Annotated in this window: 18 protein-coding genes; 3 read left to right on the top strand and 15 right to left on the bottom strand. The window is 50.3% G+C overall.

Going from position 1 to position 20,893, the window contains the following annotated elements; translation table 11 throughout:
- Positions 1–83: 83 nt before the first annotated feature.
- The 11 genes from ACM1PF_RS23810 to ACM1PF_RS23760 all read right to left on the bottom strand — a co-directional run bounded on the left by ACM1PF_RS23810 (position 84) and on the right by ACM1PF_RS23760 (position 11,593).
- Positions 84–878 carry a PhzF family phenazine biosynthesis protein gene (locus ACM1PF_RS23810; protein ID WP_416667715.1) on the bottom strand — a complete coding sequence of 265 codons (795 nt, stop codon included), beginning with the start codon at positions 876–878 and terminating at the stop codon, positions 84–86.
- Between the two features lie 155 nt (positions 879–1,033).
- The gene (locus ACM1PF_RS23805; protein ID WP_416667713.1) at positions 1,034–1,579 is read right to left on the bottom strand and encodes a L,D-transpeptidase; all 546 of its coding nucleotides are present in this window, start codon (positions 1,577–1,579) and stop codon (positions 1,034–1,036) included.
- Between the two features lie 351 nt (positions 1,580–1,930).
- Positions 1,931–2,875: an RluA family pseudouridine synthase gene (locus ACM1PF_RS23800; RefSeq protein WP_416667710.1), complete on the bottom strand. Its 945-nt coding sequence runs from the start codon at positions 2,873–2,875 to the stop codon at positions 1,931–1,933.
- 29 nt (positions 2,876–2,904) lie between these two features.
- Positions 2,905–3,666 carry a uroporphyrinogen-III C-methyltransferase gene (cobA, locus tag ACM1PF_RS23795; RefSeq protein WP_416667708.1) on the bottom strand — a complete coding sequence of 254 codons (762 nt, stop codon included), beginning with the start codon at positions 3,664–3,666 and terminating at the stop codon, positions 2,905–2,907.
- A 140-nt stretch (positions 3,667–3,806) separates the two neighbouring features.
- Positions 3,807–4,607: a sirohydrochlorin chelatase gene (locus ACM1PF_RS23790; RefSeq protein WP_416667706.1), complete on the bottom strand. Its 801-nt coding sequence runs from the start codon at positions 4,605–4,607 to the stop codon at positions 3,807–3,809.
- A 176-nt stretch (positions 4,608–4,783) separates the two neighbouring features.
- A complete protein-coding gene (locus tag ACM1PF_RS23785) occupies positions 4,784–5,347 on the bottom strand; it encodes a Dps family protein (protein ID WP_416667703.1) in 564 nt (187 codons plus the stop codon).
- Between the two features lie 304 nt (positions 5,348–5,651).
- Positions 5,652–6,629 carry a bestrophin family protein gene (locus ACM1PF_RS23780; RefSeq protein ID WP_416667701.1) on the bottom strand — a complete coding sequence of 326 codons (978 nt, stop codon included), beginning with the start codon at positions 6,627–6,629 and terminating at the stop codon, positions 5,652–5,654.
- A gap of 159 nt (positions 6,630–6,788) precedes the next feature.
- Complete coding sequence (gene carA, locus ACM1PF_RS23775; RefSeq protein ID WP_416667698.1) at positions 6,789–7,955, bottom strand: glutamine-hydrolyzing carbamoyl-phosphate synthase small subunit; 1,167 nt, start codon at positions 7,953–7,955, stop codon at positions 6,789–6,791.
- 110 nt (positions 7,956–8,065) lie between these two features.
- Positions 8,066–8,869 (bottom strand): hypothetical protein, encoded by an 804-nt coding sequence (locus ACM1PF_RS23770; protein WP_416667696.1) that lies wholly within the window; start codon positions 8,867–8,869, stop codon positions 8,066–8,068.
- 166 nt (positions 8,870–9,035) lie between these two features.
- A complete protein-coding gene (locus ACM1PF_RS23765) occupies positions 9,036–9,470 on the bottom strand; it encodes a hypothetical protein (protein WP_416667695.1) in 435 nt (144 codons plus the stop codon).
- A gap of 161 nt (positions 9,471–9,631) precedes the next feature.
- Positions 9,632–11,593 carry a bifunctional serine/threonine-protein kinase/formylglycine-generating enzyme family protein gene (locus tag ACM1PF_RS23760; RefSeq protein ID WP_416667691.1) on the bottom strand — a complete coding sequence of 654 codons (1,962 nt, stop codon included), beginning with the start codon at positions 11,591–11,593 and terminating at the stop codon, positions 9,632–9,634.
- A gap of 274 nt (positions 11,594–11,867) precedes the next feature.
- Between ACM1PF_RS23760 and ACM1PF_RS23755 the strand changes: the two genes are divergently transcribed.
- The gene (locus tag ACM1PF_RS23755; protein ID WP_416667689.1) at positions 11,868–12,797 is read left to right on the top strand and encodes an NAD-dependent epimerase/dehydratase family protein; all 930 of its coding nucleotides are present in this window, start codon (positions 11,868–11,870) and stop codon (positions 12,795–12,797) included.
- Positions 12,798–12,847: 50 nt separating this feature from the next.
- On the opposite strand, the gene ACM1PF_RS23750 is transcribed toward ACM1PF_RS23755, so the two are convergent.
- The 4 genes from ACM1PF_RS23750 to ACM1PF_RS23735 all read right to left on the bottom strand — a co-directional run bounded on the left by ACM1PF_RS23750 (position 12,848) and on the right by ACM1PF_RS23735 (position 17,043).
- Positions 12,848–14,218, bottom strand: a complete 1,371-nt coding sequence (locus ACM1PF_RS23750) for an 8-oxoguanine deaminase (protein ID WP_416667687.1) — start codon at positions 14,216–14,218, stop codon at positions 12,848–12,850.
- Positions 14,219–14,452: 234 nt separating this feature from the next.
- Positions 14,453–14,698 (bottom strand): hypothetical protein, encoded by a 246-nt coding sequence (locus ACM1PF_RS23745; RefSeq protein ID WP_416667685.1) that lies wholly within the window; start codon positions 14,696–14,698, stop codon positions 14,453–14,455.
- A 129-nt stretch (positions 14,699–14,827) separates the two neighbouring features.
- Positions 14,828–15,538: a hypothetical protein gene (locus ACM1PF_RS23740; protein WP_416667684.1), complete on the bottom strand. Its 711-nt coding sequence runs from the start codon at positions 15,536–15,538 to the stop codon at positions 14,828–14,830.
- A 362-nt stretch (positions 15,539–15,900) separates the two neighbouring features.
- Positions 15,901–17,043 carry a cyclic nucleotide-binding domain-containing protein gene (locus ACM1PF_RS23735; RefSeq protein WP_416667681.1) on the bottom strand — a complete coding sequence of 381 codons (1,143 nt, stop codon included), beginning with the start codon at positions 17,041–17,043 and terminating at the stop codon, positions 15,901–15,903.
- 549 nt (positions 17,044–17,592) lie between these two features.
- On the opposite strand from ACM1PF_RS23735, the gene pflB reads away from it, so the two are divergent.
- Both pflB and pflA read left to right on the top strand, forming a co-directional pair.
- Positions 17,593–19,872 carry a formate C-acetyltransferase gene (gene pflB, locus ACM1PF_RS23730; protein ID WP_416667678.1) on the top strand — a complete coding sequence of 760 codons (2,280 nt, stop codon included), beginning with the start codon at positions 17,593–17,595 and terminating at the stop codon, positions 19,870–19,872.
- Between the two features lie 223 nt (positions 19,873–20,095).
- On the top strand, positions 20,096–20,872 hold the full coding sequence (pflA, locus tag ACM1PF_RS23725) for a pyruvate formate-lyase-activating protein (protein WP_416667675.1): 777 nt from the start codon (positions 20,096–20,098) through the stop codon (positions 20,870–20,872).
- The last annotated feature ends 21 nt before the right edge of the window (positions 20,873–20,893 follow it).

Here is a 20,893-nt window from a genome sequence, read left to right as displayed (position 1 = left end):
CTGGGTGGATCCCAGGTTTGCATTTGCATGGCCAATCGCTCATGGGCAGGCAAGATGCCTGCGCTACGGCACTCGATTCTTTCCTAATCAGCCAAAAGCTCGGACTTCAACACCGTAACGGCTTGCCCGCCCAGCACCACCCGATCGCCCTCGCATCGAACTTTCACCACCCCTCCCCTGGCAGAAGCCTGGTAGGCAAGGAATTCAGACTTATTGAGCCGATCGCGCCAGAAGGGAGCCAGCGCGCAGTGGGCCGCCCCGGTCACAGGATCTTCGGCAATACCAAGATTAGGGGCAAAGAAGCGCGAAACAAAATCGTATTTTGTCCCATCCGCTGCGCTCGTGACAATTAAACCTGGAGCCGGAAGCGTTTTGAGGATTCCCAGATTGGGCTGAATTACCCGGACAATTTCTTCAGAATCCACTTCAACGATATAGCCGATCGACCCCTCATACACTTCGCAGATCGGAGCGTTCAAGGCTTTGATCAGTTCCGGTCGAATTTTAATATCCCTGGAGCGATCGGCTGGAAAATTCAGTAAAATCCAGTCGTCTTCCTGTTTAGCAGTCAACAAGCCACTCCGGGTATGGAACCGAGCTTCCTGATCGGGGGGCAAAAATCCTTCTGTCCATAGCACATGGGCACTGGCCAGCGTTGCATGGCCGCACAAATCCACTTCAACCTTTGGCGTAAACCATCTCAGACTAAATCCACCGTCTTGCTGCACCAAAAACGCCGTTTCAGAAAGGTTCATTTCCAGAGCCAGATTCTGCATCCAACTATCTTCGCGCGATGACGGTAATACACAAACAGCCGCCGGGTTGCCTGCAAACGGAGTGCGCGTGAATGCATCAACCTGAAAAATGGTTAATCCCATAGGTGAGTCCAGAAAGAATGAAGAGTGGACGGTAACTCAAAACAAGCAAGAATTTCTGAAAATAAAAAATTCCCAATCCAGTAGGCAGTTTACTATATTCCTCCTACCGACTCATCCACTTCCCGGCGCATCCCCTCACTCCTCACTCCTCCAGACTACGGCTCAATCACCACCATCGTTCCGATCGTTGCCCAATCAAACAACCAGGCGGCTTGACCCACGGGAAGATTAATACAGCCATTGCTGATGGCAGAACCAAAGTCAGAATGCCAGTAGGCTCCGTGAATCGCATAGTTCCCGGAATAGTACATGGTGTAGGGCACGTTAGGGATCTCATAATCCTCCCCCTGCATCCAGGCCCGTTCTAGCTTTTGCTCAATCTGAAACACCCCTGGCAGCGTTGGCTCATCGGCTCGTCCAGTGGAAACCGTAAACGTTCGGATGGGGGTATTCCCCTCCCAGGCCGTCAGGGTTCGCTCTGAAATCCTCACTTCAATCCAGCGTTGATTGGATTGTTTCAGGTCAGCAATCCAGCCAGCCGCCCATTCAGTGGATGCCGAGCTACGAGCAAGAACCAGTGGTGCTTCTGAAGCAAACAGGGAGGTTGTGGGCAACAAAATGCTTAGTAATAGAACTAACGATGCACTCCCCTTCAGGCTATTGAATTGTCTCAACCACAAACCGTTCCTCAATGCTTTCATAGTCAAAATGCTCCATCAAAATGCTCCACACAACCACGCTGGCAAAATTCAAGTAGGGGAAATAAACCCTCCTTTATATGACTGCTCCGATTGATTGGCAACGGGTCGATCGATAAGGTCACATAAATTTTAGAAACTTTGCACAGGAATGGAACCAAAATCCATAAATTTTTCTATGAAGAAATAATAAAGTTGTAGTTCAGATTTTTCTCAATCCCTAACTGGGCAGGCAAGATGCCCACCCCACAAGAGTTTTAACCCATCCCCCACTCCCCACTCCCCACTTCCCAGAAGGGCGAATCGCAATTCGCCCCTACCTCCACTCCCCAGAAGGGCGAACGCAATTCGCCCCTACTCCCCATTCCCCATCCGCCGCCGCAGTACTTTCAGCAACTTGACGAATTCTTCTGGCGGTGGAGCCGTGACTTCTATCCACTCTTCGCTGATGGGATGTTGCAGCCGCAGTTTCCAGGCATGGAGAGCCTGTCCCTGAAGCTTGACCCCGATCGATCGCCCTGCCCCATAGACCGGATCACCGACAACGGGATGCCCCATGTAGGCACTGTGAACTCGGATTTGGTGGGTGCGTCCGGTTTCCAGTTGGAAGCGCATCAGGGTAAAGTTGCCCAGTCTTTCTTCGATGTACCAGTGGGTGATGGCAGATCTACCCTGTTTACTATCGGTGGTGATCACAGCCATTTTTTTACGATCGACGGGATGCCGGCCGATCGGGGCATTGATGGTTCCCTGAATGGTGGAGGGTGCACCGTAGACCACTGCGAGATATTCTCGACGGGCGGTTTTGGTTTTGAATTGAGCTTGCAGGTGTTGGTGGGCTGAATCGGTTTTGGCAATGGCGATCGCCCCACTGGTGTCTTTGTCGAGCCGATGGACAATTCCGGGCCGCTGCACGCCTCCGATTCCGGCTAACTGATCCCCACAGTAGGCAAGTAACGCATTGACTAGGGTGCCGCCTTCATGCCCTGGCGCAGGGTGAACGACCAATCCGATCGGCTTGTTGAGAATGATCAGATGTTCGTCTTCGTAGAGAATATCGAGGGGGATGGATTCAGGCTGGAGTTCGAGCGGTTCGGCTTCAGGAATCTGGATCTGGATGGCATCTCCCGCTTGCAGGGTGGCTTTTTTGGAGGTGCAAATTTGTTGATTCACAGCAACCTGCCCCTGTTCGATTAGTTTTTGTAATCGAGAACGGGAGAGATCGGGAAGCTGTTCAGCCAGGTAGCGATCGAGGCGCAGTCCGGGGGTGGTTACGGTTAAATCAATTTGGGAAGGCAAGGCGGTTGTTGTGGAACGATGGAACGCAATTACATCACTAGAGGACGGCAGGTGGACAGCGTGTCGTGGAGATTAACCACTGCGCCGATCACTGCGATCGCTGGAGCTTCAAATCTAGTCTCCTCAATTTGCTGAACGATCGTTGCTAACGTGCCACGGAGTTCTTCCTGCTCGGAGCGAGTTCCCCAGCGGATCAGGGCGATCGGCGTTTCGGGGGATAGTCCGGCTTGCTGAAGTTGACTGACGATGTAGGGCATATTGTGAACGCCCATATAAATCACGATCGTTTCGGAACCGTGGGCGATGGCTTGCCAGTTAACGGCAGGACGATATTTGCCGACAGATTCATGTCCGGTGACAAAGGTGACGGAGGAACTATAAGCCCGGTGGGTAAGGGGAATTCCCGCATAGGCTGGGGCTGCAATCCCGGAGGTAATGCCGGGAACCACTTCAACGGGAACGCCGGCCTGCAACAGGTCTTCCATTTCCTCACCACCCCGTCCAAACATGAAGGGATCGCCGCCTTTCAGCCGCACCACGATCGCATGGCCCGCTGCCTTTTCGATCAATAGCGTTGTGATGTCCCCTTGCAGCATCGAGTGCCGTCCCCGCCGTTTCCCCGCATCAATCTGCTCAGCCTGGGGATTAATCATTGCCAGAATTTGGGGACTGACCAGGGCATCGTAGACTACGACATCCGCGCACTCTAACAGGGTTTTTCCCTTGAGCGTAAATAAACCTGGATCACCAGGGCCAGCACCGACGAGATAAACTTTTCCGAATGGTTGCATAGGGTTGAAGAGCGATTTGGATCTGGCTTCTACATACCAGGGTGACTCAGAGCCAGGGGGGAAATCGTAATGATTGATACGAACCGATTGAAATCGATCGACCATTGAATCAAATCAATGCAATTGTTGCATAAGTTGATTTACTCTGCTGCAATAATTTCCACAATCAAATCTGCCAGGGCGGGTGTAGCTCCGATCGGTTGTCCCAGTTGGATTTGCCCATAGGGATATTGCTGGGTGAGGCGATCGACCGCTTGAGCAATGGCATCGGTAATGCCGCCTTCAAACAAAAAGTAGGACAGGATGGCGATCTGCTGATAGCCCTGCTTAATCAACCGGGATAACTGGGTTTCCAAATTGGGAGGGACAGACCAGTAGGCAGGAAGCGCATTGAGGTCAGCGGCGATCGATTCAACTGGAACATTCCCCTTGGGGCGACGGCTGCCGTGGGCGAGGAGAATTTTACCCGCATTGGAAGAGGTGGCGATCGGGTCAATGGGGTTTATGAGCAGGTGTTTGAGTTGAGGATGGCAACCGATGTAGGGACAAATTTGCACCGTTAGATCAGATAGATCAGCAGGTAAGGCAGACTGGGCCAGCCGAACTTCCTGGGGAATGTCTTCCATCACATGCACTCCAGGCAGCAGAAACAGCGGCACAAGATGGAGTTGTTGATACCCCTGAGCGGCGATCGTTCGCGCAAAATTCTGGATCTGTTGATGGAGGGGAAGCGGGCCCAGTTCTAAAACGGCCGTCCCAACGGGAATCGCTGCAGCCTGCGCTAAACTCCCCGATCGTTCCCCCGTTCCAGCAGCAGCCAGAGAAAGCCCGACTCCTGATAATCGTTGGGCCACTAGTTTTGCTAAATGTTCGATCGCAATTTGGGGACGGGGATCGCGGCTCCCGTGGGATACCAGCAGGTAGGCAGATGAGGGCTTCAAGGGTAGTTCCTGGCAGTAATAACGACAGACTGACTTTGGGTTTAGATCTTGATCTTAATCAATCTGCCTCAGTAAGGGCGCATAGGGGCGCACAGGGGCGCACTGCTGTGCGCCCCTACAGGCGATAACCTGCCCATCTGGATCTGACTAGCTTACGAAGGACAGCAAATTCTGCCCTACCGCACGTTACCACCGTTGGTCAGGGTAAAGGCTGGAGTGAGGCTGTCGTGTACCAGGAAGTGCTGGAGGTGGAAGGCCCGTTCTTCCGTTTCTAACAGGATTTTCTCGTAGAGATAACGGCTGGCGCGATCGCCCAAACTATCTGCCTGTCCGGCTTGCCGACGAATCACCTGGATGATTGCCTGCTCGGCCAACAAGTCATTTTCCACCATGTCGCGGCAGGAATAGACTCCATCTCCCTCTGGCTCAAAGCAGCACAGTTCAGCCAGCTTGGCAAAGTTCGCCGCCGGAACTCCCCCCAAACCATTCAGCCGCTCACCAATTTCGTGAACGTGTTCCTGTACTTCTTCATAGCTTTCAGCAAAAAACTGATGCAGTTGATAGAACTCAGCCCCTTCAACTACAAAGTGATGCTTTTGATACTGCAAGTACAACGCCTGGAAGCTGGACAACACCACGTTGAAACCTTCGCAAACAGGCCGCGTCACATTCAATTCGAGGGCAATTGGATTGTCGCGGACTTCATCAAATTGCTGCAATACGGGCGCGGTAATAGCCATATCAACATTCTCCTTATCGAACAACGCAATTCTTTTCTAGATCCTACAAACGGGCGGACTTGCAAGAACTTTTGATAGACAAGTATTTACATTATAGATTTTTAATCGAAGCGTCAACTTGGCAAACATTCTTGAGGAAATTAACTAACAGTTTTAATGAAAAGTATTCTCGTTAACTCAGCATTAAATGAGAAGCTTTCCCAAGAGTGAAGATGCCTCAGGGAGTGTGAAGATTGATATCAACGATCCAGTCCCTCCTGGGGAAGATGAAAACCTCTTCCATTGGGCAGAAACACTCAACGATTTAAGGCTGGTTCTCGTAAAGCGAGTTGGAGTAATCCCCTGGGGCTAGTCCAGAAGAATGATTTTGTAAGGAAGCTTCGATCGCGCTAATGGGTTCGATCGTGATTAAGTCATCAATATTCCGCTTCATCGTTTCACAAAAAGCATCCAGCTTTAAATCATTGGGATCCCGACCGAAAGGATTTTCAATTTCAATTCCGATTTCCTCAATTCCCAGCAATGAGAAGCTAATAATTGCTACTAGTAGAATCGTCCATCCATTCAAATCATTGACAAATTGAAATGGTAAAAGCAAGCAATAAATTAATAGTAATTGCTTTAAATGAATCGCGTAAGCCAGGGGAATTGGCGTTTTGAGGATGCGCTCACAGCTTCCCAAACAATCCACCATCCCATTGAGCAACTGCTGCATCTGAGTCAATTGATAAACATTGACACACTGACGATGGTATTGTTGCTGCAAATAATCTTCAATCCAAAATGCCACTTCCAGGGGTGGATTGTTCATTTGAGTCAGCTTGGCAAACCGGGATGCGGGTAGGAGGGCTTTCAGTTCTTCGTTAACAGACTCCTGGCGAAGATGGAGTTTTGTAGCAACCGCAAAAGCCACCAGCAGATACAGCGTATTTTGCTTTGCCATACGATCTTGCGGTTCCTTTTCAAGTACGATCGCCCAGATCTGCCGCGCCAAATTTCGGACGGTGTTGATCAACGTTCCCCAGAGCCGTCGTCCCTCCCAAAACCGCTCATAGGCTGTATTCGTCCGAAATACCAGCAGCAAACCCAGCACGATGTTCATAATCACGCTGGCCGTCCCCGAAAAAGTAACCAGGTTCCCCGTTTGATGCAGTCCCACCACGATCGCAGCAAACCCAGCACAGAATAGAGTTCGAGGTAAAACCGAAAGAACAACCGAACCGCGTAGTTGGAGAGCGAGCAAGAACCAGGTACGCTGCTTCCAGAGGATACGTAGGAGCATAAATTTCAGGATTAGGGAGGACGGATCAGCCGTTCTGAAGAACCAACTCACTTATCTTGCCCAAAGGAATAACAAAGAAGGAAGAACGAAAAACGAAAAACTTGAATTCTATCTCTTCCCTCTTCCCTCTTCCCTCTTCCCTTTTCTTTCCTGCTGCCTCTAAACCATCGCTCCCGATCGAGTTGCTTGCCGATGTTCCCGCATAGACTGAACAAACCGATCGAACAAATAATCGGCATCGTGGGGGCCAGGGCTGGCTTCGGGGTGATATTGGACTGAAAAGACGGGGAGGGTTTTATGGCGCAGTCCGGCGACCGTGCGATCGTTTAAGTTTAGATGGGTAATCTCCACATCGTCAGCGGAAAGCGTATCGGCATTGATGGCAAAGCCGTGATTTTGGCTGGTAATTTCCACCTGCTGGCTCAACCCACAGGGATGATTCAACCCCCGGTGGCCAAACTTCAGCTTAAAGGTTTCTGCTCCCAGGGAAAGTCCGAGAATCTGATGACCCATACAAATGCCAAACATGGGCTTCTGGCTCGCTATCAACGCCCTGGCCGTTTCGATTCCTTCCAGCACCACAGAAGGATCGCCCGGGCCATTGGAGAGGAAAATGCCGTCTGGGTTATATTTGAGAATCTCTTCGGGTGGTGTGTCCACGGGAACCACAATAATCCGACAGCCATAGCTGGACAGCCGCCGTAGAATATTACGCTTAATCCCAAAGTCGATCGCCACTACAGTTAGGGGTTCTTCCGATGCCGTCAGGGTTGGGCGAAACTCCCAGATGTCGCTGGTGGGATCAGACCATTCATAGACTTCTTTGGTCGAAACTTCTTTCACCAGGTTCAAACCCGCCATGCTGGGGGCTCCTTGCACCTGCCGCAACAGTTCCGCCGGATCGAGAACCTCAGTGGAAATGCCGCCATTCATCGCTCCAGACGATCGCAGAATCCGGGTCAGGGTACGAGTATCAATGCCGTAGATCCCAGGAATGTTGTGCTGTTTCAGGTAATCGGGCAGAGATTGGGTCGATCGCCAGTTGCTGGGTCGAGGACAAATATTGCGGGCAATCAATCCCCTGACCTGCGGCCCATCGGACTCTTCATCGTCAGGATTGACTCCCGTATTGCCCAGTTCTGGATAGGTGAAGGTAACAATCTGTCCCCGATAGCTGGGATCGGTCAGCACTTCCTGGTAGCCCGTCATGCCTGTATTGAACACCACTTCGCCAATGGTGGTTCCCGATGCACCCACCGACCAACCCTTAAATGCTGTACCATCCGCCAGAACGAGGAGCGCGGGTTTTGAATTAGAGAACAGCATAGACCCCCTATTCAGAATGAAGTAAGCGATCCTAATACTAATCTGGGATGGCAGGAATCGATCGTCTCATTCACAACGATTTTGCAAGATCACCTTTGTAATATTAACGGCTAAGCCGCATAGCCCAAGGTAAAGAGCAGCATGAGCGAAAAAGCCCAGATAAATCCAGTCAGCATTAACCCCAAGCTCAGACCGGAAATCACTCTAGCCACCTGACGACTACAAGACCACACCACAACGCCGAGCAGCGTGCCAAACCCAACCCCCCATAACAGCGAGAATTCTCTAAGTCCCAGGAAGGAGTAAAACGAGCCTCGTGTGGCGAACGCCACTAACAGCCCAGCAGTACCATTGATGGCTCCAGCCACTGCCTGGGTTAAGGGCGGAGAGAATAGGGCAAAGTTCAGGGCTACCAACAGTCCGCCAGCAATCGCCAGAAACCCACTCCAGCGGATCAGGACATCTCTGCTCACCTGAATCAAAAAGTTTTCTCGGTAGAGTTGTTCTAGCGTTTGCTGACTCAACCCCACGGGTTCTTGAATCTGCAAATTGGGTAAATGCCCCGTCTTGTACCAGTAGCTTACCTCACAGCTGACGGGACGATCGCCGTAGGTCGCCTGGCAGGTTGCTGTGTCATTAAAGATTCGTCTTTCTGTATCGCCATAGTTCACTTGCATGGATAAAGGCTGTTCCTGAATCTGCACCGTACAGCGATCGATCGTTGGTTCTTGAGTGCAGGTAAACCGATGTCCTGACACCCATACCCCTTGATCTGCCCCTCTCAAATAAACACTGGCAATTCCCCCCTCAATCCGCACAGGAGCCATTGCAATTAATGCAGCAACGCCTGCACACAAAACGATGAACAGCAGACCGATCGCCGCTCGTGATATGACAATTAACCCTTGATACATCTGGAATCTCCAGTACTGATCTGAGCTAATTGATTCCACTCATCCCCGATCAGTTCCGCAGGGTTGAACATTTCAGTGTTATTTAGATTACATTCAGTAAGACGTGCAGCAAAATATCCAATCGATCGGGACTATCCTCTACTTCGTCGCAGCTCTTCCAGTTCCCTCAGAATACTTGATCAAAGCGTTCTCTAAACTCAAAATGCTGCACAATATTTTCACGACTGACCTGCACCAGGTCATTGATTGCAACTCGAAGTTCTGAACGCTCCTGCTCGGCTTCATCACGGTTTTCATTGATGAGTGCTTCCCAGGCTTGAATCGATCGAGCATTGCTGTTAGCAATATCCTGGGTTTGGTTAAGCTGCTGCTGCGTTCGAGCTTGAGCCTGCTCCAACCGATCCAGATTTTCCTCCACTCGATCGAGCCGACCAGATGCCCGATCGATATTTCCTTCTAATCGATCCAGATTGCCCTCTAGTCGATTCAAATTCATTGCGGTTTGATTCTGCAATTGAATAGTTTGCTGCAATAATGCTCGCATTTCTTGCATTTGTGTCTCCAGTGCAGATAGTCGCTGTTCTAGGTTGCCGTCTGCCATACTTGATTTAATTATGCTGCCGTTATCTGATATTCGTCACTGGAGGGTTCTGCGAGCTACAGTGCCCTTCATATTACTGATGTAGAAAAATCAATTTTAACTTGAATGATTATCGATGCAAACGCTATCTAATCGCATTGTAAAGAGCCGCCATGCCTCCGTTAAACAGCCCCGTTCACCCCGATCGGGCGAAACACCACACGGAAACCATTATTGATATCTCGCGTATTCGGTAAGTTGCTGATGCGAGTTGCCGATCGACACCTCCGGGGACTGGCATTCCACGACCCACCCCGCAGCACCCGCCGCAGCATATCGCCTTGCATCATCCAGGCACTGCCATCCGTTGGGGAACCCCGGTAGTTATCATGCCAGATATCCTGACACCATTCCCATACATTGCCGTGCATATCGTACAACCCAAACAAGTTAGGAGGAAACTTTCCGACTTCAGTGGTGTGCTGTCGATATTCTCCCTTCGTTTCCAGATGATAGGTGGGTTCAGATCCCAGGATCGATTCACTGCCGTTGTAATTCGCCAATAGCGTCGTGATTGTTTTGCCGTAGTGGAAAGGAGTCGTGGTGCCAGCCCGACAGGCATATTCCCACTGAGCTTCACTGGGTAATTGATAGACCCGTCCAGTGCGTTGGCTCAAAGCTTGACAGAAAACCTCCGCATCATGCCAGGACACCATTTCCACCGGACGATTTGCCCCAACGAATCGGGAAGGATTCTGCTTGACGATCGCCATGTACTGGGACTGGGTAATGGGAAACTTGCTCATGAAGAAGGAGGGCAGGCGCACTCTCTTTTGAGGCGATTCTTCAGTAAACCGCTCTTTTTCCTCCTCCGGTGAACCCATCCAGAACGTACCGCCTGGAATCTCTATCATTTCCAGAAAGACGTTATTTCCCAGATCTTCAACAAAAAACTGAGCTTGGCTCTGAGGGTGATCAACAATACTGCCATATTCATCGACTGTGACAGTTTCAAACCGGAAGGTTTGCAACGGGAAAGACTGGAATGAGGAAGCGTGGATCAGTCCATTGGATTTTTGTCGTTCAATCATCCGTCCACCCATCATGACCGTAACCATGCTGGTGGCAGCAATGCCAAGATTTTGGAGCATCTGACGACGCGACCACAGGGAAGCCGTTGGAGTTGCAGGGGCCAGGGCAGCGGCAGCGGATAATGGGTTGAGCGACGAAGCAAATGAATGCCCTAAAGATACCGTTGAAGGCAGGGCAGCGGTGATCGCAGCAGGCATAGCCCAGCGAAGGGGCACAGTCCGGGAACGAAGAATGGCTTGAAGGTCAGACAGGGTTTCCAGGGCAGAGGGATAGCGTTGGGGATAGAAAACTTCCACCATTCGTTGTAGCACTGCCGCAAACCGATCGCTCACTTTGACTGGATGGTTTCCGGACTGTCGGAGGCAATCGCGCCACAGAATTTCCCCTGTCTCCGGATCATCGGGTAGGCGAGTCGGATAAATCCCCGTTAAGGCTTCGATCGCCATAATACCCAGAGCATAGATATCGCTATACAACCCTGGTTTACCCCGCAGTTGTTCGATCGGCATATAACCGTGGGTTCCTGCCACCACAGAGGTTTGAATCTCCCCACTCTCCGTGACAAACACTGAACCCAATTCCTTGACGACCCCGAAATCAATTAGCATCAATTTGCCATCCTGCCGCCGCATGACATTCTCTGGCTTGATGTCCCGATGCACCACTCCGTTTCGATGCACAAATACCAGGGTTTTCAGAACATCCTGCAACAGTTCAATCACTTGCGGTTCTGCCATTCGTTTTCCCGGTGCAATTTCTCGCCTCAGAGAATGACCGATGACAAACTCTTGTACAATGAATAGCTCCTGTCCGATAGTGAAATGGGCCAGCAGGCGAGGAATTTGAGGATGTTCGCCCAACTTTTCCAGCACCTTCGCCTCTCGATCGAAAAATGCCCGCACGACCTGATGGGTATGGACTGGCTTCAGTCGCTTCACCAGGCATAAAGGTTGACTGGGACGCTCACGATCTCTCGCTTGATACGTTTCCCCAAATGCGCCTTCACCCAGTTTTTTTAAAACTTCATAACGTCCACGCAATAACGTAGTCATATAACGGTTGTGGCGTTGCTCGCTTAAATGATGATGAATAACAGTTTTTATGAAACTACTCTATCTTGAATACAGCCTAAAACCTTGTCATTTCGCCATTTTCTAATTTCTGTGGTCAGAGTTATTAAATTTTCTCTAAAAATCGTTTGATTCAGCCTCATCATTCAGGTAAACTTCATTTTTCTCTGGTTTCACCTATAAAACCCCAATAACAGCGATTGAAGAGGGACATTAAGCCGTAGGATGAAAAGAGGCAAATTTGGGGTATCCAGTCATGCGAATCTTGATTATGGGCGGCACTCGGTTTATTGGCGTTTACCTGACGCGGCTGCTATATCACGAAGATCATGAGGTGGTGCTGTTTAACCGGGGCAACAAACCCGCACCGATCGAGGGAATTGAGCAAATTCAGGGCGATCGCACCGATCCTGAAGACCTCAAAGCTAAGCTGGAAGGACAGTCCTTTGATGCCATTTTTGATAACAACGGCCGGGAACTGAGCGATACACAGCCGTTAATAGAATTGTTCAAAGACACGGTGCAGCATTTTGTCTATGTCAGTTCAGCGGGGGTGTACCTCAAGTCCGATCAGATGCCCCATCGGGAAGGTGATCCCGTTGATCCCAAAAGCCGTCACAAGGGCAAATTTGAAACTGAGAATTACTTAAAGGAACAGGGGATTCCCTTCACCTCCGTCCGTCCGGTCTATATCTACGGCCCTCAAAATTACAACGACCTGGAAGCCTGGTTCTTTGATCGAATTGTCCGCGATCGACCCATCCCGATTCCCGGTAATGGCATGCACATCACCCAACTGGGCCACGTTCAAGACCTGGCCACCTCAATGGCAGCGGTTCTCGGCAACCGTAAGGCGATCGGGCAAATCTACAATGTGTCGGGCGATCGCTATGTCACATTCGACGGTTTAGCTAGAGCCTGTGCAGTAGCCGCTGGCAAAGATCCCGATACGCTGAAGCTGGTTCACTACGACCCCAAACAGTTTGACTTTGGCAAGCGCAAAGCTTTTCCCATGCGGGTGCAGCACTTTTTTGCCGATGTTCACAAGGCCCAAAAAGAGCTGTACTGGACTCCAGAATTTGATCTGGTCTCCGGACTGCGGGATTCCTTTGAGAATGACTACCTGGAGTCTGGACGAAATGCGATCGAGGTGGATTTCTCCCTGGACGATCAGATCTTGGGTTAGGTTGATCAGCCAGACAATCCCGGTAAGGGCGCACTGCTGTACGCCCTTACTTATTTGTTCACCATCTCGATCGCAATTTGGTTCGCCTTCTCCACTAACCGGGGCAGGTCGATCGTCGTTAGTTGTCCCCGATCGACCACTTTTTTGCCGTTAATGAAACTGTAATCCACCTGATCGATTTGGCAAAAGATCAGGGCAGCCACCGGATCGTGGAGTGCTCCAGCCAGTTGGGGGCGATCGAGGTTAATGGCAATAAAATCAGCAGCCATACCCGGAGCCAGGGAACCAATGTCATCCCGTCCCAGTACCTTCGCGCCGCCGATCGTGGCAATTTCTAAAATCTGGCGAGCGGTTATTGCAGTGGCATCGCAATCTCGAACGCGGGCTAATAGGAAGGCCGTGCGGGCTTCCTGAATTAAATTGCCGCCATCGTTGGAAGCCGATCCATCCACGCCCAATCCTACGGGAACACCCTGAGCGCACATCTTACGAATCGGAGCTATCCCGCTCGCCAACCGCATATTGCTACAGGGACAATGGGCAACCCCGGTTCCCGTCCGGGCAAACTTGGCGATCGCAGCATCGGTCAACTGCACACAATGGGCGTGCCAAACATCGGCTCCTAACCAGCCCACGGATTCTGCATAGTCGCCTGGTTCTAATCCAAAGGTGCTCAAGCTATAGTCCACATCCGATCGATTTTCCGCCAGGTGGGTATGTAACCTGACCCCAGGATAGGATCGGGCCAGGGCAGCCGATTCGCGCATCAAATCTGGCGATACAGAAAAAGGAGAGCAGGGAGCCAGGGTGATTCGCACCAGCGAGTGCCGCGAGTTGTCGTGGTATTGTTCGATCAACCGCTGCGAGTCTTTCAAAATCTGCGGTTCTGGTTCCACCAATGAATCTGGGGGCAATCCTCCCTGACTTTCCCCCACACTCATACTGCCGCGACTGGCATGAAACCGCATCCCAATCTCCTGAATTGCTCGAATCTCGTCATCTAGCGTGCAATCATTCGGGTAAATGTATAGATGATCGCTGGCGGTAGTACAGCCCGATAGGATCAATTCAGCAGCGGCGAGTTGAGCACTGACATACACTCCCTCAGCCGTTAGTTGTTCCCAAATTGGATAAAGGGTTTGCAACCATTGGAACAAGTCACAGTTTTGGGCAGCGGGCACCACGCGGGTGAGGGACTGATAAAAGTGGTGATGGGTATTCACCAGCCCTGGCAACACAATATGTTTGCCCTGTAAATCCAGGACTTGATCGGCTTCGGGCAAGTCTGAAGGGGTTGCGACTTGCTCAATCACTTGCTCAATCCTATGATCTCGAACCAGCAGGGCCGCATTTTGAAGTTCACAGCGATCGGCATCCATAGTGACAAGCGTATGAATATTTTTAACTAACAACGTTGGCATGGTTACAAGATGAAGAGTGATTACGAGATAAAGAGGGGTTACGAAACAGAGAGTAGGGACGAAACAAAGAGTGATTTGAGGATACGTACCCTCAGTTAAGCATTCTGTGCGAGTGAAGACAATTTTGTGCCTTAAAAACGGCAATAAAAAAGACGAGGTCAAGCTCGTCTTTGTGAGGTCTTAGTCTAGTCGAGAGTCGAGTCGAGAAAAAAGTTGGTAAACTACCCTGGGTATCTACTTCCGCTTAACTTGTTTTGCCATATCCCGAAACTGATCCGGGCTACCAGAGGCTTTGCTTTCGCTTCCCTGGGCTTCACTGAACTGCTTCGATGCAGCATAGTCATCTTCCGAGTTGACCTTTGGTGCATCCTGCGCGCCTTCCTGAATTTCTTCACTCAGCACTTTGGCATCGAACGACTCTTCGCTCTCAGTGTCGTAGGGCTGTTGAGCGGGTTTGGAATCCTGATTTTTGTCTGCCATCGATCGTTAACTCCTGCATCAGATGCGTTGTGTATCTATTTTTACGAATTGGAGTCCAATCTCAGACTATCGCTGGGTAGATTTTGGGAGGCTGCAAACTCTGGCGAAAGGTGGAAAGAGCAGAACCCCTCAACACGGAACGGTAGTTGCCGCAGCGTGCGCAACAGTAGTCTTTTGCAGTGGGGCATCATCCAGCAGCGTTGTTGTGAGCAAATCCAGCTTCAGCATCCAGTCCACCATGCGCAAATAGAGCAATGCCCCTGCCCTGGCTCCTTCCTCTAAATCAGCCAGTTGACTGGGGGTCAGATTGGATTGCTCCAGAGCAGCTAAAACCTGCTGACCGTGGGGCAGTTCCTCATGCATGTGAATTTCAATGAAGCGGGATGTGCGTTCTGTAATAAAAGGGGCGTGGTGGAGCAATCGTCGCGTCACGTCTTTGCTGCCTGCCCCCAGATTTTCCAGAATGCAGGTTGCCCCCAACCGGACAAAGGGACGGGAAAGAAGGATTGAGTCAAAATACATCCACCAGATCTTGACATCGATCGGCATTGGTAAAAGTTCTTGTCCCAAATTTTCCAGATCTTTGTAGGCAATACGATAGTGCGGCTCTTCCTCTAGCCCAAAAGATACCAGAAATTGTCGTAGCTTTGGCTTATCCACCAGACTGGAGTGGCTGGCGATCGTAAAGAAGTGCCGCTGGACATCCTTGGTCAGGTAAAACTGCGTCGTTAAATAACGCACATATTGATCCAGCGTAAATCCAGTAGAAACCTCAACCAATTCTAATTTTTGCCGCAGTAAATCCGATGAAGCTTCAATAATTCTCAGAATTTCATTCACAAAATTATCCTCGTAGATATCTTAAACCTATCCTTAAGCAACCTTCCTCAGGTCATAGAATGAGTAGAAAGCCCGATCGATTTGTAGGATAGGTGAGCAACAGCGTAACGGATCAAAACCTCTCAAGACAGTGCGTTGCTCAGGAAGGTAAATTCAATAACCCGACATTCTTGTAGGATCAGTAGATCGCAAACCCTGTTTAGATCCCCCCTAGCCCCCCTTAAAAAAGGGGGGACCGAGCCGAAAAAAGGGACAGACTGCTCCTTGGGAATGCCAATTTAATCAACTGGAATTCTTGTGGAGTGGGCATCTTGCCCGCCCAGTCAGCAGAGTAAAACGCGCAGGTTATTGAATTCATGTTCCTAAGCGGCCTTCACAGCCAGACTTGCTGCCAGATCAAAGGTTTCGACATTGGGAACGTACTTATCCCCTAAACTCCGCGATACATTCAAAAAGAACTGGCACATTGTACTGGGCGATGTTTTCATCACCTTCATGATGGTGGGCTTGGGAATAATTAAAAGATGGGCATTGGTTTTGGCAACGACCTGCTCTGGGGAGGGTAAGGTCGTACATAAAGCAGCTTCTCCAAAGGTTTGAAACGGTTTCAACTCTGTAGAAATGCAGGATGTTCCCGCCAGATAGTTGACTTCGATCGCCCCCTCCAGCAGCAGGAACAAGGCATTACTGATATCACCTATTTGTAAAATGGTATCCCCTGCCTTTACGGGATGAACTGTGCTGCCCTTAAGCAATTGAGCCACTGTATCATCACCAATACCTTCGAATATTGGAGCTGTTTGCCCCGGAGATTGGAACTGGGGCCGCCAGAATTGCCATATTTCTTCGATCGAATGGGTGCAGTGGTTAAAAAACCGTTGCTGCTGGGGGAAATGCTCCAGAAACCAGTCCCTTGCAAGGGGAGTGTTCTTCTGCTTGCGGGCCAATCGATAAAAGGGCGATCGCACTGTACGCAGGTGTTCAACATCTTCCATTACCAAAATCATCGGAATTTGTAACCCAGTATCTGAATCTAGAAAATGATCCGTGTAGCGACGGTATCCCAGATTTTCGTAGAACGGTACTAGCCAGGGAGCGCAATGCACAAAATCAAATTGCAAATCTCGTTCCCGCCCCTGCCGGTAGGCTTCAGCGACGATCGCCCCCACCATCACGGATCTGCGCCACTGGGGCGCAATCATCAGACGAGTGCTGATCGATAACTGATGCTTGGGGTGAGTAAAGTCAGCAATCGATAACTTTTCCTGGATTGTTTCCGGTAATTTGCTTGCATCCAGAAAGTTACGCCGCAGGGTCGCAATGATTTCATCTGCGTGGGTGACGTAGAGTAGTATGGATGTTTCATCCAGGGGGTCAGTGAGAATTCGAGCAGTATGGTTTGCAGCTTTCGGTTTTTTTCGCATTTCTTCGACATAAACCTGATACCGAAAGCGATAAATTTGTTGCTTTTCTTCAGAAGTTGTAGCAATGTTTACGGTGGTCATCGCTTTATAAAAATGATGGGGGCTAGAAAATCAATCGGTTAAAGCTTTCCCTCGCCTGCGCAGGCCGGTTAGAACGTTCAAAAGCTGAGTTCCAACCTGACTTCAGTAAAGCGCCTGCGTGACTGACTTCATGACTGAGAATGGCTGACTTTGTGGGTCTTACTGCACAGAACTTTAAGTTACGTACACATTTGCAGCGCAATCCTCGATCGACCGCTAGACTTTAAGTAGGTAGAACTTCCTAACCTACTGACAGCCTGAATCAGCTTTGACTGGAGATTTTGACTGGAGATCACGTCACTTTGAAGTCCCTTGCTCATCCATCTCAGCTAGCTCTATTAATGTCCATTGACTTAATGTCCATTTACGTTTGCTTGTAACGTTTGCTTTCGTTAGTGTTTATTTCTTAACAACGTTCAACAGTCTGAAACGTTTGTTCTATTTGTGTTTTGACTCGATCGCTTCACGACTTCATCGACACGACGATCCCCATTGCTCTGAGTCATTGCCCCTGCGATTCAGCCGGTACAACGTTTGAGGGAATATTTTATGGTTTCCACCTTACCCAAATTCGCGTTTGACGCTGACAATTCTGCTGCTCGTGAACCTGCCTGGAGTGGATTTACGCCTGGAAAATGGATCGATGAAATTAACGTCCAGGAATTCATTCAGAAAAATTATACGCCTTACACCGGAGAGTCCGGCTTTCTCGCTCCTGCCACCGATCGCACTCAATCGCTGTGGTTGGAAGTGCGGGAACTGATGCGACAAGAACGCGAAAAAGAAATCCTGGATGCAGACACGCAGGTTCCCAGCAGCATCACGGCTCACGCGTCTGGCTACGTCAATCAAGCCCTTGAACAAATTGTTGGCCTGCAAACTGACCAACCCCTGAAACGAGCCATCATGCCCCTCGGTGGGATTCGGGTGGTGAAAAAATCCCTGGAAGCTTACAACTATGAATTAGATCCAGAAACGGAAGCGATCTTCACTCAATACCGCAAAACTCACAACGATGGTGTGTTTGATGGCTATACCCGCGAAATGCGGCTGGCGCGGCACTCTGGCATTATTACCGGGTTGCCCGATGCCTACGGACGGGGGCGGATCATTGGCGATTACCGACGAGTGGCGTTGTATGGGATCGATCGTTTGATCGCCGACAAAAAGGTGCAGCTCGAATCCCTGGAACCGGATGTGATCGATGAATCTGTGATTCGACTGCGGGAAGAGATCAACGAGCAGATTCGGGCGTTGCATGAACTGAAGATCATGGCCGATCGCTACGGGTTTGACATTAGCCGTCCGGCCACCAACGCCAAAGAAGCAGTGCAGTGGACGTATTTTGGCTACCTGGGCGCAATTAAGGAGCAGAATGGAGCAGCCATGTCCCTGGGCCGGGTTTCCACCTTCCTGGATGTATACATTGAGCGTGACCTGGCAGCCGGGACGCTAACGGAATCCGAAGCTCAGGAATTGATCGACCATTTCGTGATGAAACTGCGGATGGTGCGGTTCCTGCGGACTCCCGACTATAACCAACTGTTTTCGGGCGATCCAGTGTGGGTGACGGAATGTATTGGCGGGATGGGCAACGATGCGCGAACCCTGGTCACCAAAAACAGCTTCCGCTTCCTGCAAACCCTCTATAACCTGGGGGCTGCCCCTGAACCCAACCTGACTGTCCTGTGGTCTACCCGGCTTCCGGATGCCTTCAAACAGTTCTGTGCCAAAGTTTCTATTGACACCAGCTCGATTCAGTACGAAAACGATGACCTGATGCGCCCCACCTACGGCGATGATTATGGCATTGCCTGCTGTGTATCAGCGATGCCCATCGGCAAACAAATGCAATTCTTTGGTGCACGAGTCAATTTGGCTAAATGTCTGCTGTACGCGATCAACGGCGGCAGGGATGAAAAAGACGGCCTGCAAGTTGCGCCAGCTTACGCTCCAGTCACCTCTGAGGTGTTGGATTATGCCGATGTCATGGCGAAGCTCGATCGCATGATGGATTGGTTGGCGAAGCTGTACGTGAATACATTGAACGTGATTCACTACATGCATGACAAATACTGCTACGAGCGTCTGGAAATGGCATTGCACGATCGGGATGTCTTCCGAACGATGGCCTGCGGTATTGCCGGTCTCTCGGTTGTGGCAGATTCTTTGTCTGCGATCAAGTATGCTACGGTGAAGGTGATTCGGGATGAAAATGGATTAGTGGTGAATTACCGGGTGGAAGGAGATTATCCCAAATATGGGAACAACGATGATCAGGTCGATCGGATTGCGGTGAATCTGGTGAAATCCTTCATGAATAAAATTCGGAAGAACAAGACCTACCGAGATGCCGTTCCCACTCAATCTATTCTGACCATTACCTCGAACGTGGTCTACGGCAAGAAAACGGGGAACACCCCAGATGGACGGAAGGCAGGACAACCCTTCGCGCCAGGAGCAAACCCACTACACGGGCGGGATACCAAAGGGGCGATCGCTTCTCTGGCATCGGTTGCCAAACTGCCCTATGAAGATGCCCAGGATGGGATTTCCTATACCTTCTCGATCGTACCGCAGGCTCTGGGTAAGGCGAAGGAGGATCAAACCACGAATCTGGTAGGAATGCTGGATGGCTACTTCCACGATACGGGACATCATGTCAACATTAACGTGCTGAACCGGGAAACGTTGATCCACGCGATGGATCATCCTGAAGAATATCCCCAACTGACGATTCGGGTATCGGGCTATGCCGTGAACTTTATTAAGCTGACCCGTGAGCAGCAGTTGGATGTGATTCATCGGACGTTCCACGATCGGTTGTAGTAGACGGGCTGGCTGTTTAGCCTGACGGGGCGGGCAACTTGTCCGCCTCCCAAAAAGATTGATGATTGATCAGATTCTTGGTTCGTTTTGATACCGATTCCAATCGTTTGCACGGCAGATAGATTGCCTTTAGGGGCGCACAGCAGTGCGCCCTTGCCAGGATGTGCAATTTCTGCCAAGCAAATTGGTATGAGTTCCATTTTCGTTGTAAGTTCCATTGATTATGACTTCTCACACCCTTCCTGAGCCGGTTCTGCCAAACTTACATCAATCCGATCGCGGTCGGATTCATTCCGTCGAAACCTGTGGTACGGTGGATGGCCCAGGAATTCGCTTTGTTATCTTTACTCAAGGCTGTTTGCTGCGCTGTTTGTATTGTCATAATCCAGACACTCGTGATCCCCATCAAGGGCAGGAAGTAACCGTCGATGAATTGATGGAGGAGATTCAAAAGTATCGTTCCTACATGACCTATTCCGGGGGAGGTGTGACGATCAGCGGTGGTGAACCATTGTTACAGCCGGAATTCGTACGAGAAATCTTCCGGCGATGTCAGGCGTTAGGAATTCATACGACCCTAGATACTTCTGGTTTTCCTGATTTTGCTCGTTCTAAACCCGTTCTGGATTATGTCGATCTGGTTCTACTGGATATTAAGTCTTTTGATCCCCAGACTTACCACAAAGTAACCAGTGTGGCGATCGAACCCACGCTTCATTTTGCCCGTTATTTAGATGATATTGGCAAGCGTACCTGGGTGCGGTTTGTGCTGGTGCCTGGATTGACTGATGCGCCAGACAATGTTGAAGGATTAGCGCGATTTGTCTCTAGCCTGACTTGCGTTGAAAAAGTTGAAGTGCTGCCGTTTCACCAGATGGGGGAATATAAGTGGCAGCAGATGGGCTATGAGTATAAGCTCAAGGAGGTTGCCCCCCCCACCGATGAGCAGGTTCGAGCAACAATTGCTATTTTCCAAAAGTACGGGCTGACGGTGCAGTAGGGACTGTACGACGATGGGACT

The sequence above is a fragment of the Egbenema bharatensis FJBBOT/2019 genome (genome assembly GCF_048077055.1).
GTDB lineage: Bacteria > Cyanobacteriota > Cyanobacteriia > Elainellales > Elainellaceae > Egbenema > Egbenema bharatensis.
The sequence above is the reverse complement of the archived record's forward strand: the minus strand, read 5'-3'. Positions and strand labels throughout refer to the sequence as shown.